This is a genomic window from Flavobacterium facile (assembly GCF_036321945.1).
Classification (GTDB): Bacteria; Bacteroidota; Bacteroidia; order Flavobacteriales; family Flavobacteriaceae; genus Flavobacterium; species Flavobacterium facile.
Genome location: NZ_JAZAYT010000035.1, coordinates 155,889 through 175,185 on the forward strand (window position 1 = coordinate 155,889; position 19,297 = coordinate 175,185).

The 19,297-nt window shown below is 28.5% G+C and carries 19 protein-coding genes; all 19 read right to left on the reverse strand.

Annotation, left to right across the window (positions count from 1 at the left end; translation table 11 throughout):
• Positions 1 to 15: 15 nt before the first annotated feature.
• The 19 genes from UEQ13_RS13230 to UEQ13_RS13320 all read right to left on the reverse strand — a co-directional run bounded on the left by UEQ13_RS13230 (position 16) and on the right by UEQ13_RS13320 (position 19,279).
• Positions 16 to 1,185 carry a glycosyltransferase family 4 protein gene (locus UEQ13_RS13230; RefSeq protein WP_329806807.1) on the reverse strand — a complete coding sequence of 390 codons (1,170 nt, stop codon included), beginning with the start codon at positions 1,183 to 1,185 and terminating at the stop codon, positions 16 to 18.
• A gap of 66 nt (positions 1,186 to 1,251) precedes the next feature.
• Complete coding sequence (locus UEQ13_RS13235; RefSeq protein WP_329806808.1) at positions 1,252 to 2,484, reverse strand: hypothetical protein; 1,233 nt, start codon at positions 2,482 to 2,484, stop codon at positions 1,252 to 1,254.
• The gene (locus tag UEQ13_RS13240; protein ID WP_329806809.1) at positions 2,474 to 3,748 is read right to left on the reverse strand and encodes an oligosaccharide flippase family protein; all 1,275 of its coding nucleotides are present in this window, start codon (positions 3,746 to 3,748) and stop codon (positions 2,474 to 2,476) included. Before UEQ13_RS13240 ends, UEQ13_RS13235 begins: the two co-directional genes overlap by 11 nt.
• A 102-nt stretch (positions 3,749 to 3,850) precedes the next feature.
• Positions 3,851 to 4,396 (reverse strand): hypothetical protein, encoded by a 546-nt coding sequence (locus UEQ13_RS13245; RefSeq protein ID WP_329806810.1) that lies wholly within the window; start codon positions 4,394 to 4,396, stop codon positions 3,851 to 3,853.
• 42 nt (positions 4,397 to 4,438) lie between these two features.
• Complete coding sequence (locus tag UEQ13_RS13250) at positions 4,439 to 6,283, reverse strand: glycosyltransferase family 39 protein (protein WP_329806811.1); 1,845 nt, start codon at positions 6,281 to 6,283, stop codon at positions 4,439 to 4,441.
• Positions 6,284 to 6,285: 2 nt separating this feature from the next.
• Positions 6,286 to 7,425: a dTDP-4-amino-4,6-dideoxygalactose transaminase gene (gene rffA / locus UEQ13_RS13255; RefSeq protein ID WP_329806812.1), complete on the reverse strand. Its 1,140-nt coding sequence runs from the start codon at positions 7,423 to 7,425 to the stop codon at positions 6,286 to 6,288.
• 11 nt (positions 7,426 to 7,436) lie between these two features.
• Positions 7,437 to 8,063, reverse strand: a complete 627-nt coding sequence (locus UEQ13_RS13260) for an LbetaH domain-containing protein (protein WP_329806813.1) — start codon at positions 8,061 to 8,063, stop codon at positions 7,437 to 7,439.
• Positions 8,063 to 8,911 carry a class I SAM-dependent DNA methyltransferase gene (locus UEQ13_RS13265; protein ID WP_329806814.1) on the reverse strand — a complete coding sequence of 283 codons (849 nt, stop codon included), beginning with the start codon at positions 8,909 to 8,911 and terminating at the stop codon, positions 8,063 to 8,065. The genes UEQ13_RS13260 and UEQ13_RS13265 overlap by 1 nt, the downstream gene beginning before the upstream one ends.
• A gap of 12 nt (positions 8,912 to 8,923) precedes the next feature.
• The gene (locus UEQ13_RS13270) at positions 8,924 to 9,730 is read right to left on the reverse strand and encodes a phytanoyl-CoA dioxygenase family protein (RefSeq protein WP_329806815.1); all 807 of its coding nucleotides are present in this window, start codon (positions 9,728 to 9,730) and stop codon (positions 8,924 to 8,926) included.
• A 3-nt stretch (positions 9,731 to 9,733) separates the two neighbouring features.
• Positions 9,734 to 10,678 (reverse strand): glycosyltransferase family 2 protein, encoded by a 945-nt coding sequence (locus tag UEQ13_RS13275; RefSeq protein WP_329806816.1) that lies wholly within the window; start codon positions 10,676 to 10,678, stop codon positions 9,734 to 9,736.
• A 33-nt stretch (positions 10,679 to 10,711) separates the two neighbouring features.
• Entirely contained in the window at positions 10,712 to 11,818 is a 1,107-nt protein-coding gene (locus tag UEQ13_RS13280; RefSeq protein WP_329806817.1) for an ATP-grasp domain-containing protein, read from the reverse strand.
• Positions 11,815 to 12,720 carry a dTDP-4-dehydrorhamnose reductase gene (gene rfbD, locus UEQ13_RS13285; protein WP_329806818.1) on the reverse strand — a complete coding sequence of 302 codons (906 nt, stop codon included), beginning with the start codon at positions 12,718 to 12,720 and terminating at the stop codon, positions 11,815 to 11,817. The genes UEQ13_RS13280 and rfbD overlap by 4 nt, the downstream gene beginning before the upstream one ends.
• Positions 12,714 to 13,265, reverse strand: a complete 552-nt coding sequence (gene rfbC, locus UEQ13_RS13290) for a dTDP-4-dehydrorhamnose 3,5-epimerase (protein WP_329807242.1) — start codon at positions 13,263 to 13,265, stop codon at positions 12,714 to 12,716. Before rfbC ends, rfbD begins: the two co-directional genes overlap by 7 nt.
• A gap of 68 nt (positions 13,266 to 13,333) precedes the next feature.
• Positions 13,334 to 14,191, reverse strand: a complete 858-nt coding sequence (rfbA, locus tag UEQ13_RS13295) for a glucose-1-phosphate thymidylyltransferase RfbA (RefSeq protein ID WP_329806819.1) — start codon at positions 14,189 to 14,191, stop codon at positions 13,334 to 13,336.
• A 47-nt stretch (positions 14,192 to 14,238) separates the two neighbouring features.
• Complete coding sequence (locus UEQ13_RS13300) at positions 14,239 to 14,604, reverse strand: four helix bundle protein (RefSeq protein WP_329806820.1); 366 nt, start codon at positions 14,602 to 14,604, stop codon at positions 14,239 to 14,241.
• A gap of 107 nt (positions 14,605 to 14,711) precedes the next feature.
• Entirely contained in the window at positions 14,712 to 15,725 is a 1,014-nt protein-coding gene (rfbB, locus tag UEQ13_RS13305) for a dTDP-glucose 4,6-dehydratase (RefSeq protein ID WP_329806821.1), read from the reverse strand.
• The gene (locus UEQ13_RS13310; RefSeq protein WP_329806822.1) at positions 15,725 to 16,684 is read right to left on the reverse strand and encodes a hypothetical protein; all 960 of its coding nucleotides are present in this window, start codon (positions 16,682 to 16,684) and stop codon (positions 15,725 to 15,727) included. The genes rfbB and UEQ13_RS13310 overlap by 1 nt, the downstream gene beginning before the upstream one ends.
• Before the next feature lie 3 nt (positions 16,685 to 16,687).
• The gene (locus UEQ13_RS13315; RefSeq protein WP_329806823.1) at positions 16,688 to 18,373 is read right to left on the reverse strand and encodes a DUF6909 family protein; all 1,686 of its coding nucleotides are present in this window, start codon (positions 18,371 to 18,373) and stop codon (positions 16,688 to 16,690) included.
• A gap of 42 nt (positions 18,374 to 18,415) precedes the next feature.
• Entirely contained in the window at positions 18,416 to 19,279 is an 864-nt protein-coding gene (locus UEQ13_RS13320) for a carboxypeptidase-like regulatory domain-containing protein (RefSeq protein WP_329806824.1), read from the reverse strand.
• Between the last annotated feature and the right edge of the window lie 18 nt (positions 19,280 to 19,297).

The window sequence follows — 19,297 nt, forward strand, 5'->3', positions numbered from 1 at the left end:
TAAATTGGGTAAAATTTAGTTTAATAGATCTTCAAAAATTTTCTCAAAATGATTGACATGATTTTCTAATGAAAAGGTAGTGTTAACTCTGTTAAAACCATTTACACCGTATAATTTTCGTAACTGTTCGACTTTAATAAGTTTTTCTAAAGCATCAGACAAACTGTTGTGATTATTTGGTTCAAACAACAATCCTGTTTCATTATCTAAAACTATTTCAGTTGGTCCGCCATGATTGGAAGCAACAACAGGTTTTTTGGCTAACATTGCTTCAATAACAACCATACCAAAAGGTTCTGGTTCTGTAGAAGGAACAACAGCAACATCAATTGCATTCCAAAATTTTTCAATTTCTTTCTGGAATGGAATTAAAACAACTTTGTCTTGTAAGCCAAACTCTGAAATTTGTTTTTTCAATTCAATTTCGAAAATTTCTTGATTTGGTGGAGCAGATCCTAAATAAACTAATTTGATATTATTGTATTTGCCTACTAACTGATTAAAAGATTTTAATAATAATTGTTGTCCTTTCCAGCTATTAATTCTCCCTACAAGTGAAATTACAATCTCCTCTTTAGATGAAAAAAAGAAATTTTCACGAACTTCTTGTAATTCAACATCTGTAAAAGTTTTAATGTTTTTTGTTTCAACACCATTCCAAACAGCCTCTGATTTTTTCGCTAATTTTTGGTTGTTTTCAATCCAAAAATTCATAGTTGCAATAGAATCGTAGGCAACTTTATGATTACAATCTAAAGAAAGGATTTTCTTAAATAGAAAATTTAAAATTTTAGGTTTAGCAATAATTTCTTGTACGTGCCATAAATGTTTTATCTTTCTTTTTTTAGCAAATAGTATTCCAATTAAAGCAGCTAAAGTATGAGTATAAACAAGGTCAAATTTATATTCTTTATTTAAAGTATCAAGTGCTTTTATTCCTTGATAGTACTCTTTTATAAACTTAAAAATGTTTTTTGGCGTAAACATTTTTCTATATATTTTTAAAACTGGAGCAATAACAACTTTGATGTTGTTTTTTTCCAATTCATTTTTTAATGGGCCATCAAAAGGTAAAACTATAATTGGTAAATATATTGTTTTATCTAATTCGGACAAAAAGTAAAGCATCGTTTTATCAGAACCGTATAATTCAGCCGATTGGTGTATAATTAATATTGTTTTCATTCCGTTTTGTTAAATTGTGGGTATACTAATTTAGCTTTTCTTATACATTTTAGGTATTGATGCTATTTATTTAGAGTTGAGCGATTGATTATTTAAATACTCTCTATAACCTAATAACAATCCAATTAAAATAGATTTACTATCTAATTTTAAGTAGAACCCCATAAATACCCAACTAGACATTATTAGGAATATTCCAGACCCTAAAAGCAGTTTGTTTATATTATTAACTTGTATATTGTTTGAAATTGTTTTTTTAGCGATGAGATAAATGGACAATAAATAAATTATAATTCCGAGCAAACCAGATTTTAACAAAACAGTAGAAAAGGCATTATGCAAAAATGGATAATAACGTACATTGGTATTGTCATTATTTACCATCACTCTTCCGATATCTACAGTAGAACCGATACCTTTACCAGAAATTATAGCTTGTGTTCCTCCATAAAATATTTGATTCACTGTTTTAATATTTTCAAATGATCTGAAATTGTCATTAAAATCTTTCCAATCTTCTTGGTTTATTTTTGTCTTAAAGGCTTCAATCGGTATTATTTTTACTTTATATAAAAATTCATCCGTAAAAGTTCCTTTTCTTTTTGGATTGGAATTATAGATTAATGCATAACCAACGAGAGTAAATACAATAGTAAAACCAATAACTTTAATAGATTTTGCATTTAAGTTGAAAAAACCTTTAACTGCTAAAATCAAAATTATTAATTGAATGAAATTTGTTCTCGAAAAATAAGATAAAATTGATGTTGCAATAATTATTAAGTAGATAAATCGCTTTTGCTTTGAAATAACTATATTAAATTTAGTAGAAAATAAAAGTAAAACAAACACATAAGGTTCGAAATCATTAAAATATCCTCCAATGTGTCTAATTTCTGATACGGATAATGTTTTATAGGCTAAGATGGAATATAAAATTATTATTAAGTGAATAATCGAAAGGAAAACACCACAATTAATAATATAAATTAACGCATTACCTGCGTATTTTTTTGCAAAATTATATCCAACAACTAAACCAATAATAGGTTTTAATAAATAAGTAATGTCTCTAACTTTATTGAAGATTGCATGATCGTAAAAAAACAAATCGCTTAAAAAACTAATTACCAGTATTGCTATATAACAACTAATGATGTAAATAAAATGTTTAGAAAAATTTGTTCTTAAAGTTATTAAAGCTGTTAAAGACCAAACGGCAAAAGTAAGCTCGTAAATATTAAACAGTAATATTACTAAACACAGTATATATAATAAATAATTTGTTTTAAACTTCATGACTGTTGTTTTTAGATAAAATTCTGTTCTTTGATGTTAGAGTTATTAATATTATTAATGTCAAGAATTCTACAAAAATAAACGAATAAAAAACACCAAACAAACTATACTTTTCATAAACTATTGAAATAATAATTAAGTTTAAAACAGACATTACTATAATAATTCTTGAAAATATTTTCTCATAGTGTAAGGCTAATAACAATTGTTTAAAGGCATAAACTATAAAAAAAAGTATTGGATAAATTAATGCCGTTTGTAGCAAATTGCTCATGTATGCTTTATTATTGATGTTATAATAATCTACAATTTCATAACTAAGTGTAAACAGTAAAATTATTAATGTGAATAAAAAAACAAAATTAGCAATGTTAAATAATTTCCAGCTTTTAATGGCTTGATTTGCGTTTTTATCAAATTCAAAGCAGATTTTTGGATAGATAAAATTAAAGCTTAAAAGAATGTAGGTTTTAAATATTGAAATAATTTGATCTACAATTCTAAATTGGCCAACTTGAATGGTAGTTCCAAAATAATTTATTAAAAGAATTGGAGAGTATAATTGCATCCAAATAAAAGTTTGCGACAAAACGTAGGTTTTATTTGCGTACATATATTTATACAATTCAGAAGGTTGAATTGGAACAAAAACAAATTCATATCGTTTGTTTAAAACAAAAAAGAAAACTATTCCTGCAATAAAAACACTTAAACCAAAAGCCAAGTTTATATATACATAATCTGATTTTTGATCTAAAAAATAAAATATAAGAAGTATATAAATACTTTTAGATAGAATGCTGAAGTAAGAAAAGAGATTGAACTTTTCTAAACCTTGAAAAATCCATAATGGATTAACTATTTGCGCTATAAAAACAGGAAAACTAAAATAAAATAGTTCTTTGTCTTTATGAAAAAATTCTATTTGATTTATGGCAATAAAAAATAGAATGCTTAACAATATGGTGAAAAAGCACTTAATATAAACTACTCTAGAAATAATATGATTTCTTTTATCAATATTATCTCTATTTATGGAGATGTCTTTTACGCCTAAAATATCGCAACCAAAATCGATAAAAACAACAATAAAAAAAGCAACAGACAATCCTATTGCTGATTTACCGAAGTTTTCCTCTCCACATTTTAATATGATAAACGGAATTACAATAAATGGCGCTATCACATTAAAACCCTGTCCAATACCGTATTGAATAAGTTTTTTAATTTGAGCATTTGCCAGTAATTTTTTTAAAATATTCACCTATTTATTTTGGGGTTTTAATATGTGTGTTTTACAAACTTATTTTAAATAAAAAAAGCTATAATTTTCTAAATTATAGCTTTTTTTATTTTAGAAAGTAAATTATTTTACAATTTTCTGAATTTCATCAAATAATCTTTTTTCAGAAGTTCCTAGAGGATCGTGAACATCACCAATAGTTATAGGTTTAATTATTCCATTTTCAACATCAACAGTAGCTGTTTTTGGCTCAATTAATATAAGTTTAAAGAACTCACTAGCATTATTAGTTTGAAATTGTTTTCCGAAATAACTCATTTTAAAACTATTTACTTTAACCTCTGTTTGTTCTTTATTAACACCAAAATCCATTCTTATGTAATCTGGAATTACACCATCAGGTAATCTAAAAACAATATCTTGAGGCTTATCACTTCCTTTAAATTCAGTAAAAAATGAGCTAGTTTCTACATAAGAAGTTTCACCAGCTTTTCTATAGTAAATTTGAAAACTATCGTCTTTTTTAACGGTTACATTTAATGTTACTGTAAAAACTGTATCCATAACTTTTTCTGCAACACCTTCTTTTGATTCATCAAGCTTCTTGTCTTCATTTTTACAAGAAACAAATAGTATTAATGAGAACGTAAATAAAATTATTTTTTTCATAGTTAAGTCGTTTTTTAATTTAATTTGCAAAAATATACATTTTTAATTAATAATTATTGTTTTTTCACTTAAATACAATCCTTTTTTGTGCTCTATTTTATTCTCGATTAAAACACCAATTTTATAACCCCCTTTTTGGAGGGCACCTAATTGAATCTTTGTAATAAATCCTGAGTTATCAAAATTAATATTTTTATTTTCCGCCTTAGTTATATCAGGTCTTGAAAATTGCTGACATTTTATAACTTTTGAATTAAGGTCATTAATTAATACAATGCTAATCTTATTGTTTTTACTATCAATATTTTCAAGAATACCCCATCCAGAAATTTTATAACTTGATTCTTCTTTCTCAAAAACTTCAATCCAAACTTTAGTTAAATCTCCGTTTAGAGTTTTTAGTGGTTGATACGGTTTTATATCAAATTTTGAAACCATATTTTTTTCTAGAGTGAAATGTCGAGTCCAAGCGTCTAAACCATCAAAGCTTTCGTTAATATAAAATTTACTATCAACAAATTGTTGCGCTTTATCTGATAATTTAAAAGGTTTCCCGTGAGCATCTGTATACCAAAACGGTTTTATCTTTGTAGAATCTATCATCATTTCATTAATAACTGATTCTAAATCTGGCTTTTCAATCGTATTGAATTTGTTTTTTAAATAAAAATCAAACCAATATTTAAAACTTGTATAAACTGGTTCATTGTTTTTATTGTTCTCAATAACCAAATTTGCGGCTTCTCTAAACTGTGTTTTACTAGCATTATGATAATATTTTTTAACCACTGTTGTATTTGTAAACATAAATAGTATTAAGCAAAAAAGAATTGTATACTTAATTATTTGATTTTTTATTTGAAAAAAACCTATGCTTAAAACTATAAAAAATACAGGTAGGATACTTACAAAGTACCTTGAAATAATTAATGGAGTATCTAAATAAGATTTTAAAAATATTGTTAATATAAATAAAAATATCCACGGAAAAATTATTGTAAAAGTAAACAGGTTTTTATTTTCAATTATTTCATCAACTTTAATAGTTTGTTTTTCTTTAAATAAATTAACTACATAAAATATAAAAAGTGGAGTGATAAAAAACATTGTCATTTCTGAATTTCCTAAAAACTCATTAAAAAGCAAAGAAAATGATTCATTCGTTGGCGCTGGTATCCATAAAGATTTAAAACCAAAAACATTTAAAAATAGTCCAATATTTGGTAAAAATAATAGAATAGCTATACCAGCAGAAATTAATGAGTTTTTAATAAAAGAAATTCTATTTTCTTTCGCACATAAAATAAAATAAAAACAAATAATTACGAATTGTGCAAACAAATTTATAAAGCTAAAATAATTTGTGTTTAATACAAATCCTGCCGCCAAACCATATATTATTGCGTTTTTTAAATTTGTTCTTTTTATAAATTTTATCATAAAATAAAAAGATAAAATAACAGCACACAAATAAAATGTATAAGTTCTTGCGTCTTGAGAAATATATAACGAATATTCACTAAAAGTAAATAAAATTGCCAAATAACATCCCACCTTTTTGTTATATAATTCTTTACCTAATTTGTAGGAAAAAAAAACAATAAGTACTCCGAAAAAAGCAGAAAATAATCTTGCAACGATTGATGACCATCCGAATATTGAAAATAAAATTTTTAATAAAATAAAATATAAATAAGGAAATCCTCCATTTAATTTTACTTCATTTAGAGTTGTACTAAAATCTAAATCTGGGTTTGAGACATTCATTGTGTAAATTTCATCTAACCACAAACTTTGATAATCTAAATGATACAACCTTAATATTGTAGCAGTTATTAAAATTAATGTAAGTAAATAATTTTCTTTAATTAAATTTAAAAATTTCATGTTTATTGTTTTAATATTTCATTAATAACCAAATTACTTTCCAATTCAAAATATAACGGCAGTCTAATTAAACAATCGGTAAATTTATCAGTGTTTTCTAGTTTTCTACCATCGTGTTTTTCGGTATAAAATGGACTCGAATGTAAACTTATGTAATGAAAAACGGCAAAAATATTGTTTTGTATTAAAGCTTCTAATATTTCTGTTCTTTGTTGTATGTTTTGACAAGTTAGGTAAAACATATGCCCGTTATTGGTCGCGAAATCAGGTACAATTGGCAATTGGATTGAGTTTTTTATCGTCCAATCTTTCAGTTTATTGTAATAATTATTCCAAATTTCTTTGCGTTTTGTTTGAATATCTTCTAAGTTTTCTAATTGCGCCCATAAAAAGGCTGCAATTATTTCTGACGGTAAAAAAGAACTTCCGATATCTACCCAACCATATTTATCCACTTCACCTCTAAAAAAAGCAGAACGATTGGTTCCTTTTTCCCAAATAATTTCTGCACGTTCAATAAATTGTTCGTCGTTTATAGCTAACATTCCACCTTCTCCAGAAATAATATTCTTCGTTTCATGGAAAGAAAATGCCGCTAAATGTCCAATTGAACCTAAAGCTTTTTTAATTCCATCTTTTCCAGTATAATAACTATCAATGGCTTGTGCAGCATCTTCAACTACAAATAAATTGTGTTTTTTTGCTAATTCCATAATCACATCCATATCGCAAGCAACTCCAGCATAATGAACTGGAACAATTGCTTTTGTTTTAGGTGTAATTAAGGATTCCAACGTATTACAATCCATATTTGGATGATTGGGCAAACTATCTGCAAAAACAATTTTTGCACCACGTAAAACAAATGCATTTGAAGTTGACACAAAAGTATAAGACGGCATAATTACTTCGTCATCTGGTTGAATATTAATTAATATTGCAGCCATTTCCAACGCATCTGTACATGATGTTGTTAGCAAACATTTTTTGAAACCATAATTTTTTTCGAAAAAACTTTGGCACTTTTTTGTGAAGATTCCATTACCAGATAATTTATGAGAATTTACAGCTTCGTAAATATAATGTGTTTCTTTACCTGTAAGATAGGGTTTGTTAAATGGAATATTCATGTTTTTATTCATATCAATAATACTTATTTTAAAATAAGTGGTTGTTTTAAAAATTTCATTGGATTACCAATTACCGAACAATTATCAGGAACATCTTTTGTTACTACTGTACCAACACCAATAACTACATTCTTACCTATTTTTATTCCGTTTGATATAACTACACCAGAACCAATAAAAGTGAAATTGCCAATATTAACATTGCCAGAAACAATTACACCTGGCGAAATATAACAACATTTACCCACTTTTGAATCATGAGAAATGGTTACACTATTGTTAATTAAACTTCCTTTTTCAATTAAAACGTTCTTATCTATATTACACATTGGATAAATAAAAACTGCATTTTCAACAACTGCTGTTTTATTTATAAATGACGTTTTATGTATAAAATTTGGTGTTTTTTTATTTAATTCTTCTAATTTATTTAAAATATCATCTTTGATTTTCAGATGTTTATACCCTAAAGCAACATAAAAATTATTTGAATTGGTTTCTGAATATTGATTAAACAAATTAGCTTTTATGTTTTCTTGATTCGATTGATATGTATCATCAAAAACATTCAGAACAAGGTTTTCTTCTTTTAAAAAAGAATAAAATTGTTCGCCTAAATCGCCAAAACCAATTATAGAAATTTCTTTCATTATTTTGTTGCTATAAAACCAATGTATTTAAACATGTTTCTAGAAACAGGCAATGCTTTTGTTAAGTAATCATGCATAATTTCAGCTTGCTCAAATCTTTTGGTTTTCTCGGTATTTTCGTCATTAATTAATTGAGCTTGACCAATAAACCAATGGTAAATAAATTCTACTTTTTTAAAACCTGCTTCTATAAGCAAATCTCTTAATTCTTCTTCTACTAAACCGCCTTTAATGTGTTTCTGGTGTTCTGCAGTTTGAAAAATATTTTTATCAATACCAAATTGTGCTTCAATTTCTGCATCTTTAGATAAAACTGCATTTATTTCTCTTTGAAGAATTGGGTCATATTGTTTTGTGGCGTCAACTTTTTTAACATCGTTCCAAAAATAATAATTCGGACTTAAATCGGCATAAAATATTCCACCATCTTTTAATGCATTGAAAGCATTTGAAAAAGTAGGTTTCATATCGTATAAATGATCTAAAAACGTGTAAGCTGTAGCTAAATCAAAATGTTTTTGAGGTAATTCTACGGTTCCTGTATCAGAATTAATTAGGGTAATTGAGGCATTTCCAGATTTATCTACTTTATCCATCATGGCTTGTGTAACGTCTACACCAACAATTTCTGAAGCATATTTTTTTACGATATTAATCATAAAACCAGTACCACAACCTAAATCTAATACTTTTGAAAAAGCGCTTTCTTTATGTAATTTTTGAATAATATCATCTACTCTTTTAATGCTTTCTGGTCTAAAATGAGGTTCAATAGTATTGTAATCATTAGCCATTGCAGAGTGAACAGCTATATTTGCTGAAATTGCGTCTTTTATGTTGTCTTCCATTTTCATATTTTTTTATTCTTGATTTGCTTTGTAAAGTCTTTTGTCTTCTGGTTGAAAAAATTCTTCAAGATTAGTTGATAATCGGGTATCGAAACCTATTATTCGTCTAGCTTGACTGTTTAATTGATCTGTTATTTCTGTAGGAATGAATCTTACCCAATCCATTCTTTGTTTCATGTATGGTCTGCAAACATTCATAGTAAGTGCGTGTCTGAATTCATTTGAACTATTTTCTCCTGCTCTATGCCATAATCTTGCATTGAAAATCACTATACTTCCTTTTTTACAAGTTAATCTGGTATGGTTTTTTTCAAAAAGTTCTGCAGTAGGTGTTTTTTCTGTGTTGTGTGAACCTGGTAAAACATATGTTGCTCCATTTTCTAAAGTGAAATCATTTAATGCCCAAATTATGCCTAAATTGGTTGGGTAATTTGGTATCCAACGTGGACTATCAACATGTATTCTACTTCCAAAATTATTGCCGTTTGGTGGCAATGATGATGAAGTATAAGCATACATAATCCAATTTTCTCCTAATATCGAAGCTATTATTTGTTGTATTCTTGGATCTTCTAATGTTTTCGCGAAGGTAATATCTCTATTTAAAAGATCGTGCATTAAATATTTATCTAGGACACTTCTTTCAGAATTATTATAAGGAACAAATTCATCAATTGTTTTTTCTAATTTTTCTTTTAAATAATCACAGGCTTCTTCATTTAAAAAATCCTCAAAAACATCATATCCTCTAGATTCCATATGAAAAACATGTTCTTCAATTCTCAAATCATCGTAAATTTTATTTTTATTAAATTCCATAGATTATTTAAAATTATATGTTTCATTTATTATATACAAAGGTCTGTTTTGAACTTCTTTTAAAATTCTTCCTATATATATTGACGCAAACCCTATTACCATTATTTGAATTCCACCTAAAAAAGTTATTAGTGAAACTGTTGAAGTGTAACCTGGTTGATAATCTGTTATAAAGGTTTTAGAAATTAATAAAAAAAATGTCAATCCAAAGCCTATTAAAGCTACAAATATACCAATTCCAACAATCAGTTTTAATGGAAAATCTGAAAAAGAAACAATAGTATCTAATGCCATTAAAATTCTTTTCTTAAAATTGTAAGAAGATTTGCCTATTTTTCTTTCGGTATGAATAATTGGTGTAAAACCGTGTTTAAAACCTAACCATGTTTCTAAACCTGGTAAATATCTCGATTTTTCGGTTAATTGGTTATAAGCATTAACAAACTTCCTATTCATTACTCTTGATGTGGTAACATTACTTGGCGTATTGTTTTGAGTAAGATAATTTAGTATTATTGAAAATAGTTTTGATGTTGTTTTGTTTAAAAAACTTGTTTTTCTTTCTTCAAACGTTCCAAATACGATATCAAAATTATTTTTAATTAAGTAATCTATTAAAATTGGTAATTGAGATGGTGGTTCTTGTTGATCTACATTTAACATTCCAACAAAATTTCCAGTTGCTTTTTCATAACCACAACTTAAGGCTATATGTTGGCCAAAATTTCTACTTAAATCTATTACTTTAACAAACTTAAATGTTTTCGAGTTTTCTATTAAAAGATGAATCGAATTATCTTTACTACCATCATTAACAAAAATTAGTTCTACATCATTTTCAATTTCTTCTTTTTCAATATAATTTTGGAAAGTTTTTTTAAACTCTTCGCAAAAAGATTGAACTAAATATCCATCATTATATATTGGAACTATAAAAGAAAACTGCATACTTAATAATTGTTTTTACAAATATAAATAAATTTAAATGCAAACTTTATTTTTGGCCTGATAAATTAAATAACCTGACCTGTCGTTACTATTTGTACTATTTTTCAATGTTTTGTTTTGAATTTCTTTTTGAATATCAAAACTATTTTCTTGATTAAAATAAGGTAAAATTTCTTCTGTTTCTTTACATAAGAAATAAACTCCAGAAAAATTACTACTTTCTAAAACTGGAGGCTCATATTTTCCTACGGCAATATCGATAACTCCTTTTAAAAAATCATAACCAGTAGACAATTCCACTAAATGAGAACCAATAAAATCGCCGCCCATTCTAGCTCCAACTTCAATAATATAAACTTCACCAGTTGATGTAATTTTAAATTCAGAATGTCCTGCTCCAAAATTAACCTCTAATGCATTCAAACATTTAATGGTTTCTGTTTTTATTTTATCTTGAATTTCTTCTGGTAATCCCGATGGTTGATGATGTGCTAATTCTACAAAATGTGGTGCACCCGTTGTTATTTTATCTGTAATTGCTATAATGGTATGATTTCCATTCCAAGAAATAGATTCTACACTCACTTCAACTCCTTCAATATATTCTTCAACAATCGCTTTCTTACAAAACGATTCGTTTATGGCATAATTTATGGCGCTTGGCAATTCGTTTGCAACCATCACTTTTGTTACACCTCTACTACCAGATCTGTCTTCTGGTTTGACGATAAGAGGAAATTTGAAACCTTCAATATTTACATTACTATCTTCTGCTTCCATAAACTTAGGAATGGAACAATTACCTTTTTTAAAAGCTGTTCTCATCTCCCATTTATTTGTAGCCGCTAATGAAGAACTGAAGCTATTTGAAATTAAATTCATTTTTTCCGCAACATAACAAATAGTTGGCACTGCCATATCTGTAGCAATTGTGGTAATTCCATCAATATTAATTTCTATACATTTTTTTAAAATAGCTTCTTTTTCTAAAATTGAAATCGGATAAAAATAATCGGCAATATCTTTACAAACTGCTCCGTCAGGCCAAGCAAAACAATGTGTTTCTATACCTATTTCTTTTGCTTTTTCTACTAAAGGAAGTTGTAAATAGCTAGCGCCAATGATTGCTAATTTTTTCAAAATTTTTTCAAACTCTCTTTCCAATCCTTTGTCTCAATACCAAAAACCTTTTTTATCTTAGTTTTATCCAAAACACTATAAACTGGTCGTTTAGCTGGAGTTGGATAAGCTGATGAAGGAATTGGATTTAGATTTATGGAAATATTATTCACTCTGAATATTTCTGCGGCAAAATCGTACCAAGAACATTGACCTTCATTACTGAAATTGTAGATGCCAAAGTTAGATGCTGAAACAAGTTGAGCATCACAAGATTGAATTATTTTTAATAAGGCTTCTGCTAAATCTACTGCGTTGGTTGGTGTGCCAATTTGGTCGGAAACTACTGATAAACTGTCTCTTTCCGATGCCAATCGCAACATGGTTTTCATGAAATTATTGGCAAATTGCGAATACACCCAAGAGGTTCTGATGATAAAATGCTTTTCCCAAGTACTTTCTATGGCTTGTTCGCCTTGCAATTTGGTTAAACCATATATTCCAGCCGGAAAAGGCACATCGGTTTCTGTTAATCCTTTTTCGCTTTTAAGCGGTAAACGTAATTCTCTGTCGTAATAAGCAATTCCGTCTACGAATTTCGCATCAAAAACGAAATCAGTTGAAACGTGTAATAAAACAGTGTTGTTGTTTTTACAAACCTCAGCTAAATTTTGCGCGCCAGTTACATTAATGGCAAAGGCTTTTTCTGGTTCTGATTCTGCTTTATCAACTGCTGTGTAAGCCGCTGCATTGATGCAAAAATTAGGTTTATATTTTTCGAAAACCGTCTCACAATTACTTTTATCTGTGATATTTAACTCGGAAGAAGTACAAAATACAAAATCGATTGAAGGATACTTTCCTACAATCGATTGAATAGCTTGACCTAATTGTCCGTTTGCGCCAGTTACTAAAACTACCATGCTTTTTTTGCGTTTTCTAAAGTGGGTAAAATGGTGTCTTTTTCCGAAATAATCAGTTGTTCCGTTGGGAAATTCCAATCGATATTTACGGTTGCATCGTTAAATAACAAACCACCTTCTGATTCTTTGTTATAGAAATTATCGCATTTATAAAAGAAAGTTGCCGTTTCACTCAACACTAAAAAACCATGAGCAAAACCCCTTGGAACAAAAAATTGTGTTTGATTTTCTGCTGTTAAAAGTACGGATTCATATTGTCCGAAAGTTGGAGAATTCGGTCTTAAATCGACCGCCACATCTAACACTTCGCCATGTAAAACGCGTACTAATTTTGCTTGTGCATGTTCACCTGTTTGATAATGTAAACCACGCAACACGCCTTTTGTAGAAAACGACTGATTGTCTTGTACAAAAATTACTTTTTGGCCAACGCCTTCCGCAAAAGTTTTCTCATTGAAACTTTCCATGAAATAGCCGCGTTCGTCTTTTATTATTTTTGGTTCAAGGATGAAACACCCTTTTAATTTGGTTTCTGTAAATTTCAAAACAATTTTATATATCCATTTCAAACCTCAACTTTAAAAAAATTGAAACTTGAAACATTAAACAAATTTTATATAATACTCATTAAATGCGTTCCATAACCACTTTTCAATAGAGGTTGTGCTAATTTTTTCAATTGTTCTGCATCGATGAATCCCATTTTATAGGCTGCTTCTTCAATGGCTCCAATTTTTAAACCTTGACGTTCTTCAATCACTTGAACAAATTGTCCGGCTTGCATTAACGATTGAAATGTTCCGGTATCTAACCAAGCTGTTCCTCTGTCTAAAATACTCACTTTCAGTTTTCCTTGTTCTAAATAGGCTTTGTTGATATCTGTAATTTCCAATTCGCCACGGTGACTTGGTTGAATATTTGCAGCGATTTCTAACACAGAATTATCGTAAAAATAAATTCCTGGAACCGCATAGTTTGATTTAGGTTCTGCTGGTTTTTCTTCAATTGAAAGAACTTTTCCGCTATTATCAAATTCAACTACACCATAACGTTCTGGATCATGCACGTGATACGCGTACACAATTCCACCATCTGGATTATTATTCGCTTGTAATAATTCTGCTAAACCTGTTCCGTAGAAAATATTATCTCCTAAAACTAAAGCTACTTTGTCATTACCCACAAATTCTTTTCCAATAATAAATGCTTCTGCTAATCCGTTTGGATGTTCTTGAACGGCATATTCAAATCGACAACCTAAACTACTTCCGTCGCCCAACAAATGTTGAAATAATGGTAAATCGTGAGGTGTTGAAATGATTAATATTTCGTTGATTCCTGCCCACATTAAAGTTGATAAAGGATAGTAAATCATGGGTTTGTCGTAAATTGGCATCAATTGTTTACTAACTGCTAAAGTTAAGGGATGTAAACGTGTTCCTGAGCCACCGGCTAATATAATTCCTTTCATAAACTTAATTTGTCAATTAGGCAATTTTCAATGTGCCAATTATTGGTTTACTTATTGTTTTTAGATGTTGCAATTATTTTATTTGTAATTTTTAAAATGTCAAAAATTTCATTTAATAATTCATCCGAATTTGGATAATTTTCTAATTCATTGCATAAAAATAACCAAAATTCAGTTTCATCTGCTTCTTTCATTGCAATTTTAATTTTATGAATAAAATCTGCCTTGCTTTCTGCGCTTTGAGCTTCTTTTATATTAGCTCCAATAGATGTTCCTGATTTTAATAATTGATTTGCAATTACAAATCTTTTTTGATCTTCTAATTTTTCTGTGAATTGAACAACTTTTTTAGCAAAATCGAAAGTTTTCAATAAAATTAAATTGTTGTGGTACTTTTCTCTAAATGTTATCATGGCTTATATATTTAATTTTCAATGTTCAATATGACAGTGTGCCAATTTTAATTATCAATTTGTCAATTAACAAACTGCTTTTAAAAATTGGCACATTGATAAATCGGCTAATTGGCATATTTACCAAGGTACCACTGAATTGTTTTCTTGATGCCTGATTCGAAATTTTCATCGGCTTTCCATCCTAATTCATTTTCAATTTTAGTCGCATCTATTGCGTAACGTAAATCGTGACCTGGTCGATCTTTTACAAATGTAATTTGATCTTTATAACTTCCAGAAGCTTTGGGTTTCAATTCGTCTAAAATAACACAAACTCTATCTACAATTTGAAGATTGTTACGTTCGTTTCTTCCGCCAATATTGTAAGTTTCACCAGATTTTCCAGTTTTGAAAGCCAATTCAATTCCTTTACAGTGATCTAAAACATATAACCAATCGCGTACATTTTTTCCATCACCATAAATTGGAATGTTTTCACCCGTTATTGCTTTACGAATAATGGTTGGAATTAATTTTTCGTTATGTTGTTTTGGTCCGTAATTGTTAGAACAATTTGTAGTAACTACATTCATTCCATACGTGTGAAAATAACTTCTTACAATCATATCAGAACCCGCTTTTGAAGCAGAATACGGACTATTTGGTGCATATGGAGTTGTTTCTTCAAATAAACCTGTTTCGCCTAATGTTCCGTAAACTTCATCAGTAGAAACGTGGTGAAAACGGGCATTTTTAAAGGTTTCGTTATACTGATTTGGAGCCGACATCCATAATTTTCTAGCGGTATCTAACAAATTAAACGTTCCCAAAACATTGGTTTTGATAAAAGCTTCTGGGCCAGAAATAGAATTATCCACATGACTTTCCGCTGCGAAATGAATCACATCATGAAATTGATATTTATCGAACAAATTTCTAATAAATTCTCCATCAACAATATCACCTTTTACAAAAGTGTAACGTTCATGATTTTCCACTTCAGAAACATTTTCTAAATTTCCAGCATAAGTTAAAGCATCTAAATTCACTAAATGATACTCTGGATTATTTTCTATAAAATAAGGAACGAAGTTAGCTCCAATAAAGCCTGCTCCACCTGTTACTAAAATATTTTTCATTAGGATTGAATGCGTTTTTTTTGTTGTTGGTAAATTGTATTAAATTTTACACCGAATAAGTAGATAAAAATTAATAGTAGTGGTAATAAAACTTTCAAGTTTAAAAAAAGAGGTGCTTTTTCCCAATTATTTAAATTTGTACTTTCTTCTTTTATTATTTTATCATAAATAATATTGTTTGAATTTAAATACTGATTTTCTTGAATCAAGTGGTCTTTTTTTTCAATTAAATCTGAAATACTACTTTTTTCAGATATTGTAATACTTGACGCCCCTTTGTTGGTTTGTAAATTTGATAAAATAGAATCAATTTGTTTTATTAATAATTCGTTAAAAACTATTTTTTCTTTTACGTTTTTCTGATTTACATTTTTTTGTTTTAGAAAATATTCAGATTTTTCAAGATAATTAAGTAATGGTTTTACCAATTTACTTTCTTCTGTTTGTCCTTTTGTAACAATTGAAATAGTATGTAAATAATAATTTCTACTAGTTAATTTGTCTTTTAAAATTTTATCTATATCGCCATCTTCGGCCATTAACTTTATTAGCTCTAAATTTTGAACTCCTCTTTCCCTATCTGATATAAAACTATAAACAACTTGATTGGCTTCAATTTTAAAACTTAAAATATCTCTAGAATCATTGATTCCTATTTTTTTAAAAAAAGCGTCATCTTTTTCATCTAATTTTTTTTGTAATAAATCAATTTGATTGTAAAGATAATCACTGCTTCCAAAATTTGGAATTACACTTATTTTGTGTTCGTACTTTCTTCCCTTGTCTATAAGATAACCTGCAATTACACCAATTACAAACAAACTTGCAATAATAATTATTCTTTTTTGAATGAAAAATAAAAAATCGAAACACATATTAATTGCGTTTTGAAATACTTTCGAAATACTTTTTCCAATTTGGCTTAAATCAATTTCTTGCTCTTGAGAATTTGTGCTCATTTTTTAGTTGTAGTTAAAAATTTGTTCTAATATTTTAATGGTAATCAAATAAGTTGGTTTTACACCCGTTGTTCCTAAACCTCCAGAAGCTAAAGTACTTCCAGTTTCTAAAGGATTATCCGAAGCATAATAGGCATATCTTACTTTTACATTCGGGTTGATACTTCTTCTAATTCTTGAAGCCGATTGAATGGCTTTTTGATAATACGAACCTTCCATTTCTAAACCAATAGCTTCCCAAGTAGATTCGTGGAAAAATTTCAACAAATCTCTATTTTGTAAAGACGTTCCTAAAACCGTAATCATTGGTCCAGCAAAAACTGGAATTCCGTTTCCGTCAAACATTTCTTTGGTAAGTTCATTTTCGAAAGGATAATTATCTGCTGTTCCTTCATTCACGTGGGCGTTTGGAATCATAATATCTCCTTTTCCACCTTCTAAAATTCCAGCTTTACCCATGATAGAAACCGATTCTACATTTAATAAAGTTTTCGTTTTTCCTACTTTATATGGTTTTAATAACTCGTCAATCGTTTCATACGCTTGTTCACCGAAAGCATAATCCATTACAATAAGAACAGGTTTGTCTTTTATTGTTGCCGATGGAAAAGCGGTTTTTTTCCAATCAAATTTAGCAGTGTCGAAAATTTGCACATCAATGTTTGTCCCTGAAGTATCTGGTAACGAAATCATTCCATGTTGTAAGGCAACATCTTCAACTTTTTTACGTAAATCTTTGTGTTGAGAAGAACTTAAATCTTCATAAATTTGAAACGCTTCTTTTCCTTTGTATTTAGCAGCTAAAACAGCTGGAGCAAAAACCGAATTCATTACACTATGCATGTTCGCACTAATAATATGAATAGGTCTTTCTAATAAATCGTTGGCACTAAGTGTTTCTTTAATGTTGTTAGCCCAAATTTCACCGTAAATATGGTGTCCTAATCTTTCTCTTAAAATTGGACTGAAAGTAATGGTTCTTTTGTTGTTATCTACAATTTCTTCAATGGCAATTTTTCCTAACCAATATACAATTTGTAAAAAACGCTCTGGTGATTCTGTTGTAGCAAATCCTTCATAAATATCTTGAACTTCAGCAAAAGATCTTCCTAACACATTTGACATGTGTGACATAGCAATTTCTCTTTCTACTTGCGTCAGTTTTTTAGTTTGCAAAGCAAATTGTTCTAGTTTTTGCCAATCGCGAGAAACAGAACCTTCATCATCAATTAAAACTCTATTTTTAATTTTGTGTGATTCGATAAAAATGAACGTTAAGTGCGTTAAAATATCATAGATATCCGAACGGCCACGTGTAATTTCAATGTTCATTTGTTCTTCGTCAATACGATAACAATTTCTTCTTCTTTTTGGAGGAACAATCGCTTTAAAGTGCGAATTAGCATACCCTTCATCCGAAGTTAAATTAATATAACGACATTGCTCAATACCCACTGGTAAACGCTCAATCACGTATAATAATCCGTTTAATTCTACTTTTTCTTCGGCAATAGAACCATAAATTTCTGGTCGAAGTGATAATAATGCCTCTCGAAGTGTTTCACCTGAAATTCCCATTGGTTTATAAAAACCACGGTTAAATAAGTGACGCATGGTAATGTACAATCGTTCGATAGCTGCCGACGATTCTTGCGCTCTTGAGCGCGAAATGTTTTTAATGTCTTTCATTAATTTCTATTTTATAACCAACAAAGGTAATAAATTTATTTTTTAGTTGGTGAGTGTAAGTTTTATACCTAATTCTATAGGTTTTGAATCTTTTTTAAATTTATGATTAAACAAAAAACTTTTATCATTTTTTATATTCCAAATATTATATTCATTAGCTTCATAACCTTTTATTACAGGTTCATAGCAAATACCTTTAAATTTACCTTTTTTACCTTCCTGAGTGAAAGTGTATTCGTATTTATTTTCTTCGATAATTAAATTTTCAAAACCAATAAAAATTCCTTTTTCTGGTATCTGAATATTATACTGTTCTAATGAAATGGTGTTTATATTTGTTCCTTTTCTAACAGTAATAATTATTTCATCAAAAATTACATCATCGTTAGGTTTTCCTTCGTTATCAGTATAAAAAAAGCGAAGTTTTAATTTGGCGTTTTTAACTCTTGAATTCGTTGTAAATTGAATAGTTTTTATAAACGAGTGCTTTTTAATTTCATCTGTGGATTTTATAAATTTTGCCCAAATTTGACTAGCTCCACCATTTGCAAAACCCATTTTTGAATTTTTATAATTACCAATAATTATTTCACTTGAGTTTTTTCTATTTGTAATAACAACTTCTTCAATAATTTCTTCTTTTGGAGATAAATAAATTTCGTTTATGTTAGTTAATTGAAGTGTTTTCGATTTGTAGCCTAAACAAGAAACAATTATTTTAATATTACTTTCGTGTTTTGTAAGTTCAAATTCTCCATTTAAGTTTGCATTTGTACCAATTACTGTGCTTTCATAAACTAAAGCTGCATAAGCAATCGGTTCTTTTGTAATACTGTCTTTTACTACGCCTTTTATTTGAGCTGCTGCAGAAAGGGTAAAAAGAAATAATAAAATAAGCTTCTTCATTAAATTAATTATTAGAAA

Coding starts and splice junctions, on each gene's coding strand:
- UEQ13_RS13230 (WP_329806807.1), bottom strand. CDS start 1,185: ATGAAAACAATATTAATTATACACCAATCGGCTGAATTATACGGTTCT.
- UEQ13_RS13235 (WP_329806808.1), bottom strand. CDS start 2,484: ATGAAGTTTAAAACAAATTATTTATTATATATACTGTGTTTAGTAATA.
- UEQ13_RS13245 (WP_329806810.1), bottom strand. CDS start 4,396: ATGAAAAAAATAATTTTATTTACGTTCTCATTAATACTATTTGTTTCT.
- UEQ13_RS13250 (WP_329806811.1), bottom strand. CDS start 6,283: ATGAAATTTTTAAATTTAATTAAAGAAAATTATTTACTTACATTAATT.
- rffA (WP_329806812.1), bottom strand. CDS start 7,425: ATGAATAAAAACATGAATATTCCATTTAACAAACCCTATCTTACAGGT.
- UEQ13_RS13260 (WP_329806813.1), bottom strand. CDS start 8,063: ATGAAAGAAATTTCTATAATTGGTTTTGGCGATTTAGGCGAACAATTT.
- UEQ13_RS13265 (WP_329806814.1), bottom strand. CDS start 8,911: ATGGAAGACAACATAAAAGACGCAATTTCAGCAAATATAGCTGTTCAC.
- UEQ13_RS13270 (WP_329806815.1), bottom strand. CDS start 9,730: ATGGAATTTAATAAAAATAAAATTTACGATGATTTGAGAATTGAAGAA.
- UEQ13_RS13275 (WP_329806816.1), bottom strand. CDS start 10,678: ATGCAGTTTTCTTTTATAGTTCCAATATATAATGATGGATATTTAGTT.
- rfbD (WP_329806818.1), bottom strand. CDS start 12,720: ATGGTAGTTTTAGTAACTGGCGCAAACGGACAATTAGGTCAAGCTATT.
- rfbA (WP_329806819.1), bottom strand. CDS start 14,191: ATGAAAGGAATTATATTAGCCGGTGGCTCAGGAACACGTTTACATCCC.
- UEQ13_RS13300 (WP_329806820.1), bottom strand. CDS start 14,604: ATGATAACATTTAGAGAAAAGTACCACAACAATTTAATTTTATTGAAA.
- rfbB (WP_329806821.1), bottom strand. CDS start 15,725: ATGAAAAATATTTTAGTAACAGGTGGAGCAGGCTTTATTGGAGCTAAC.
- UEQ13_RS13310 (WP_329806822.1), bottom strand. CDS start 16,684: ATGAGCACAAATTCTCAAGAGCAAGAAATTGATTTAAGCCAAATTGGA.
- UEQ13_RS13315 (WP_329806823.1), bottom strand. CDS start 18,373: ATGAAAGACATTAAAAACATTTCGCGCTCAAGAGCGCAAGAATCGTCG.
- UEQ13_RS13320 (WP_329806824.1), bottom strand. CDS start 19,279: ATGAAGAAGCTTATTTTATTATTTCTTTTTACCCTTTCTGCAGCAGCT.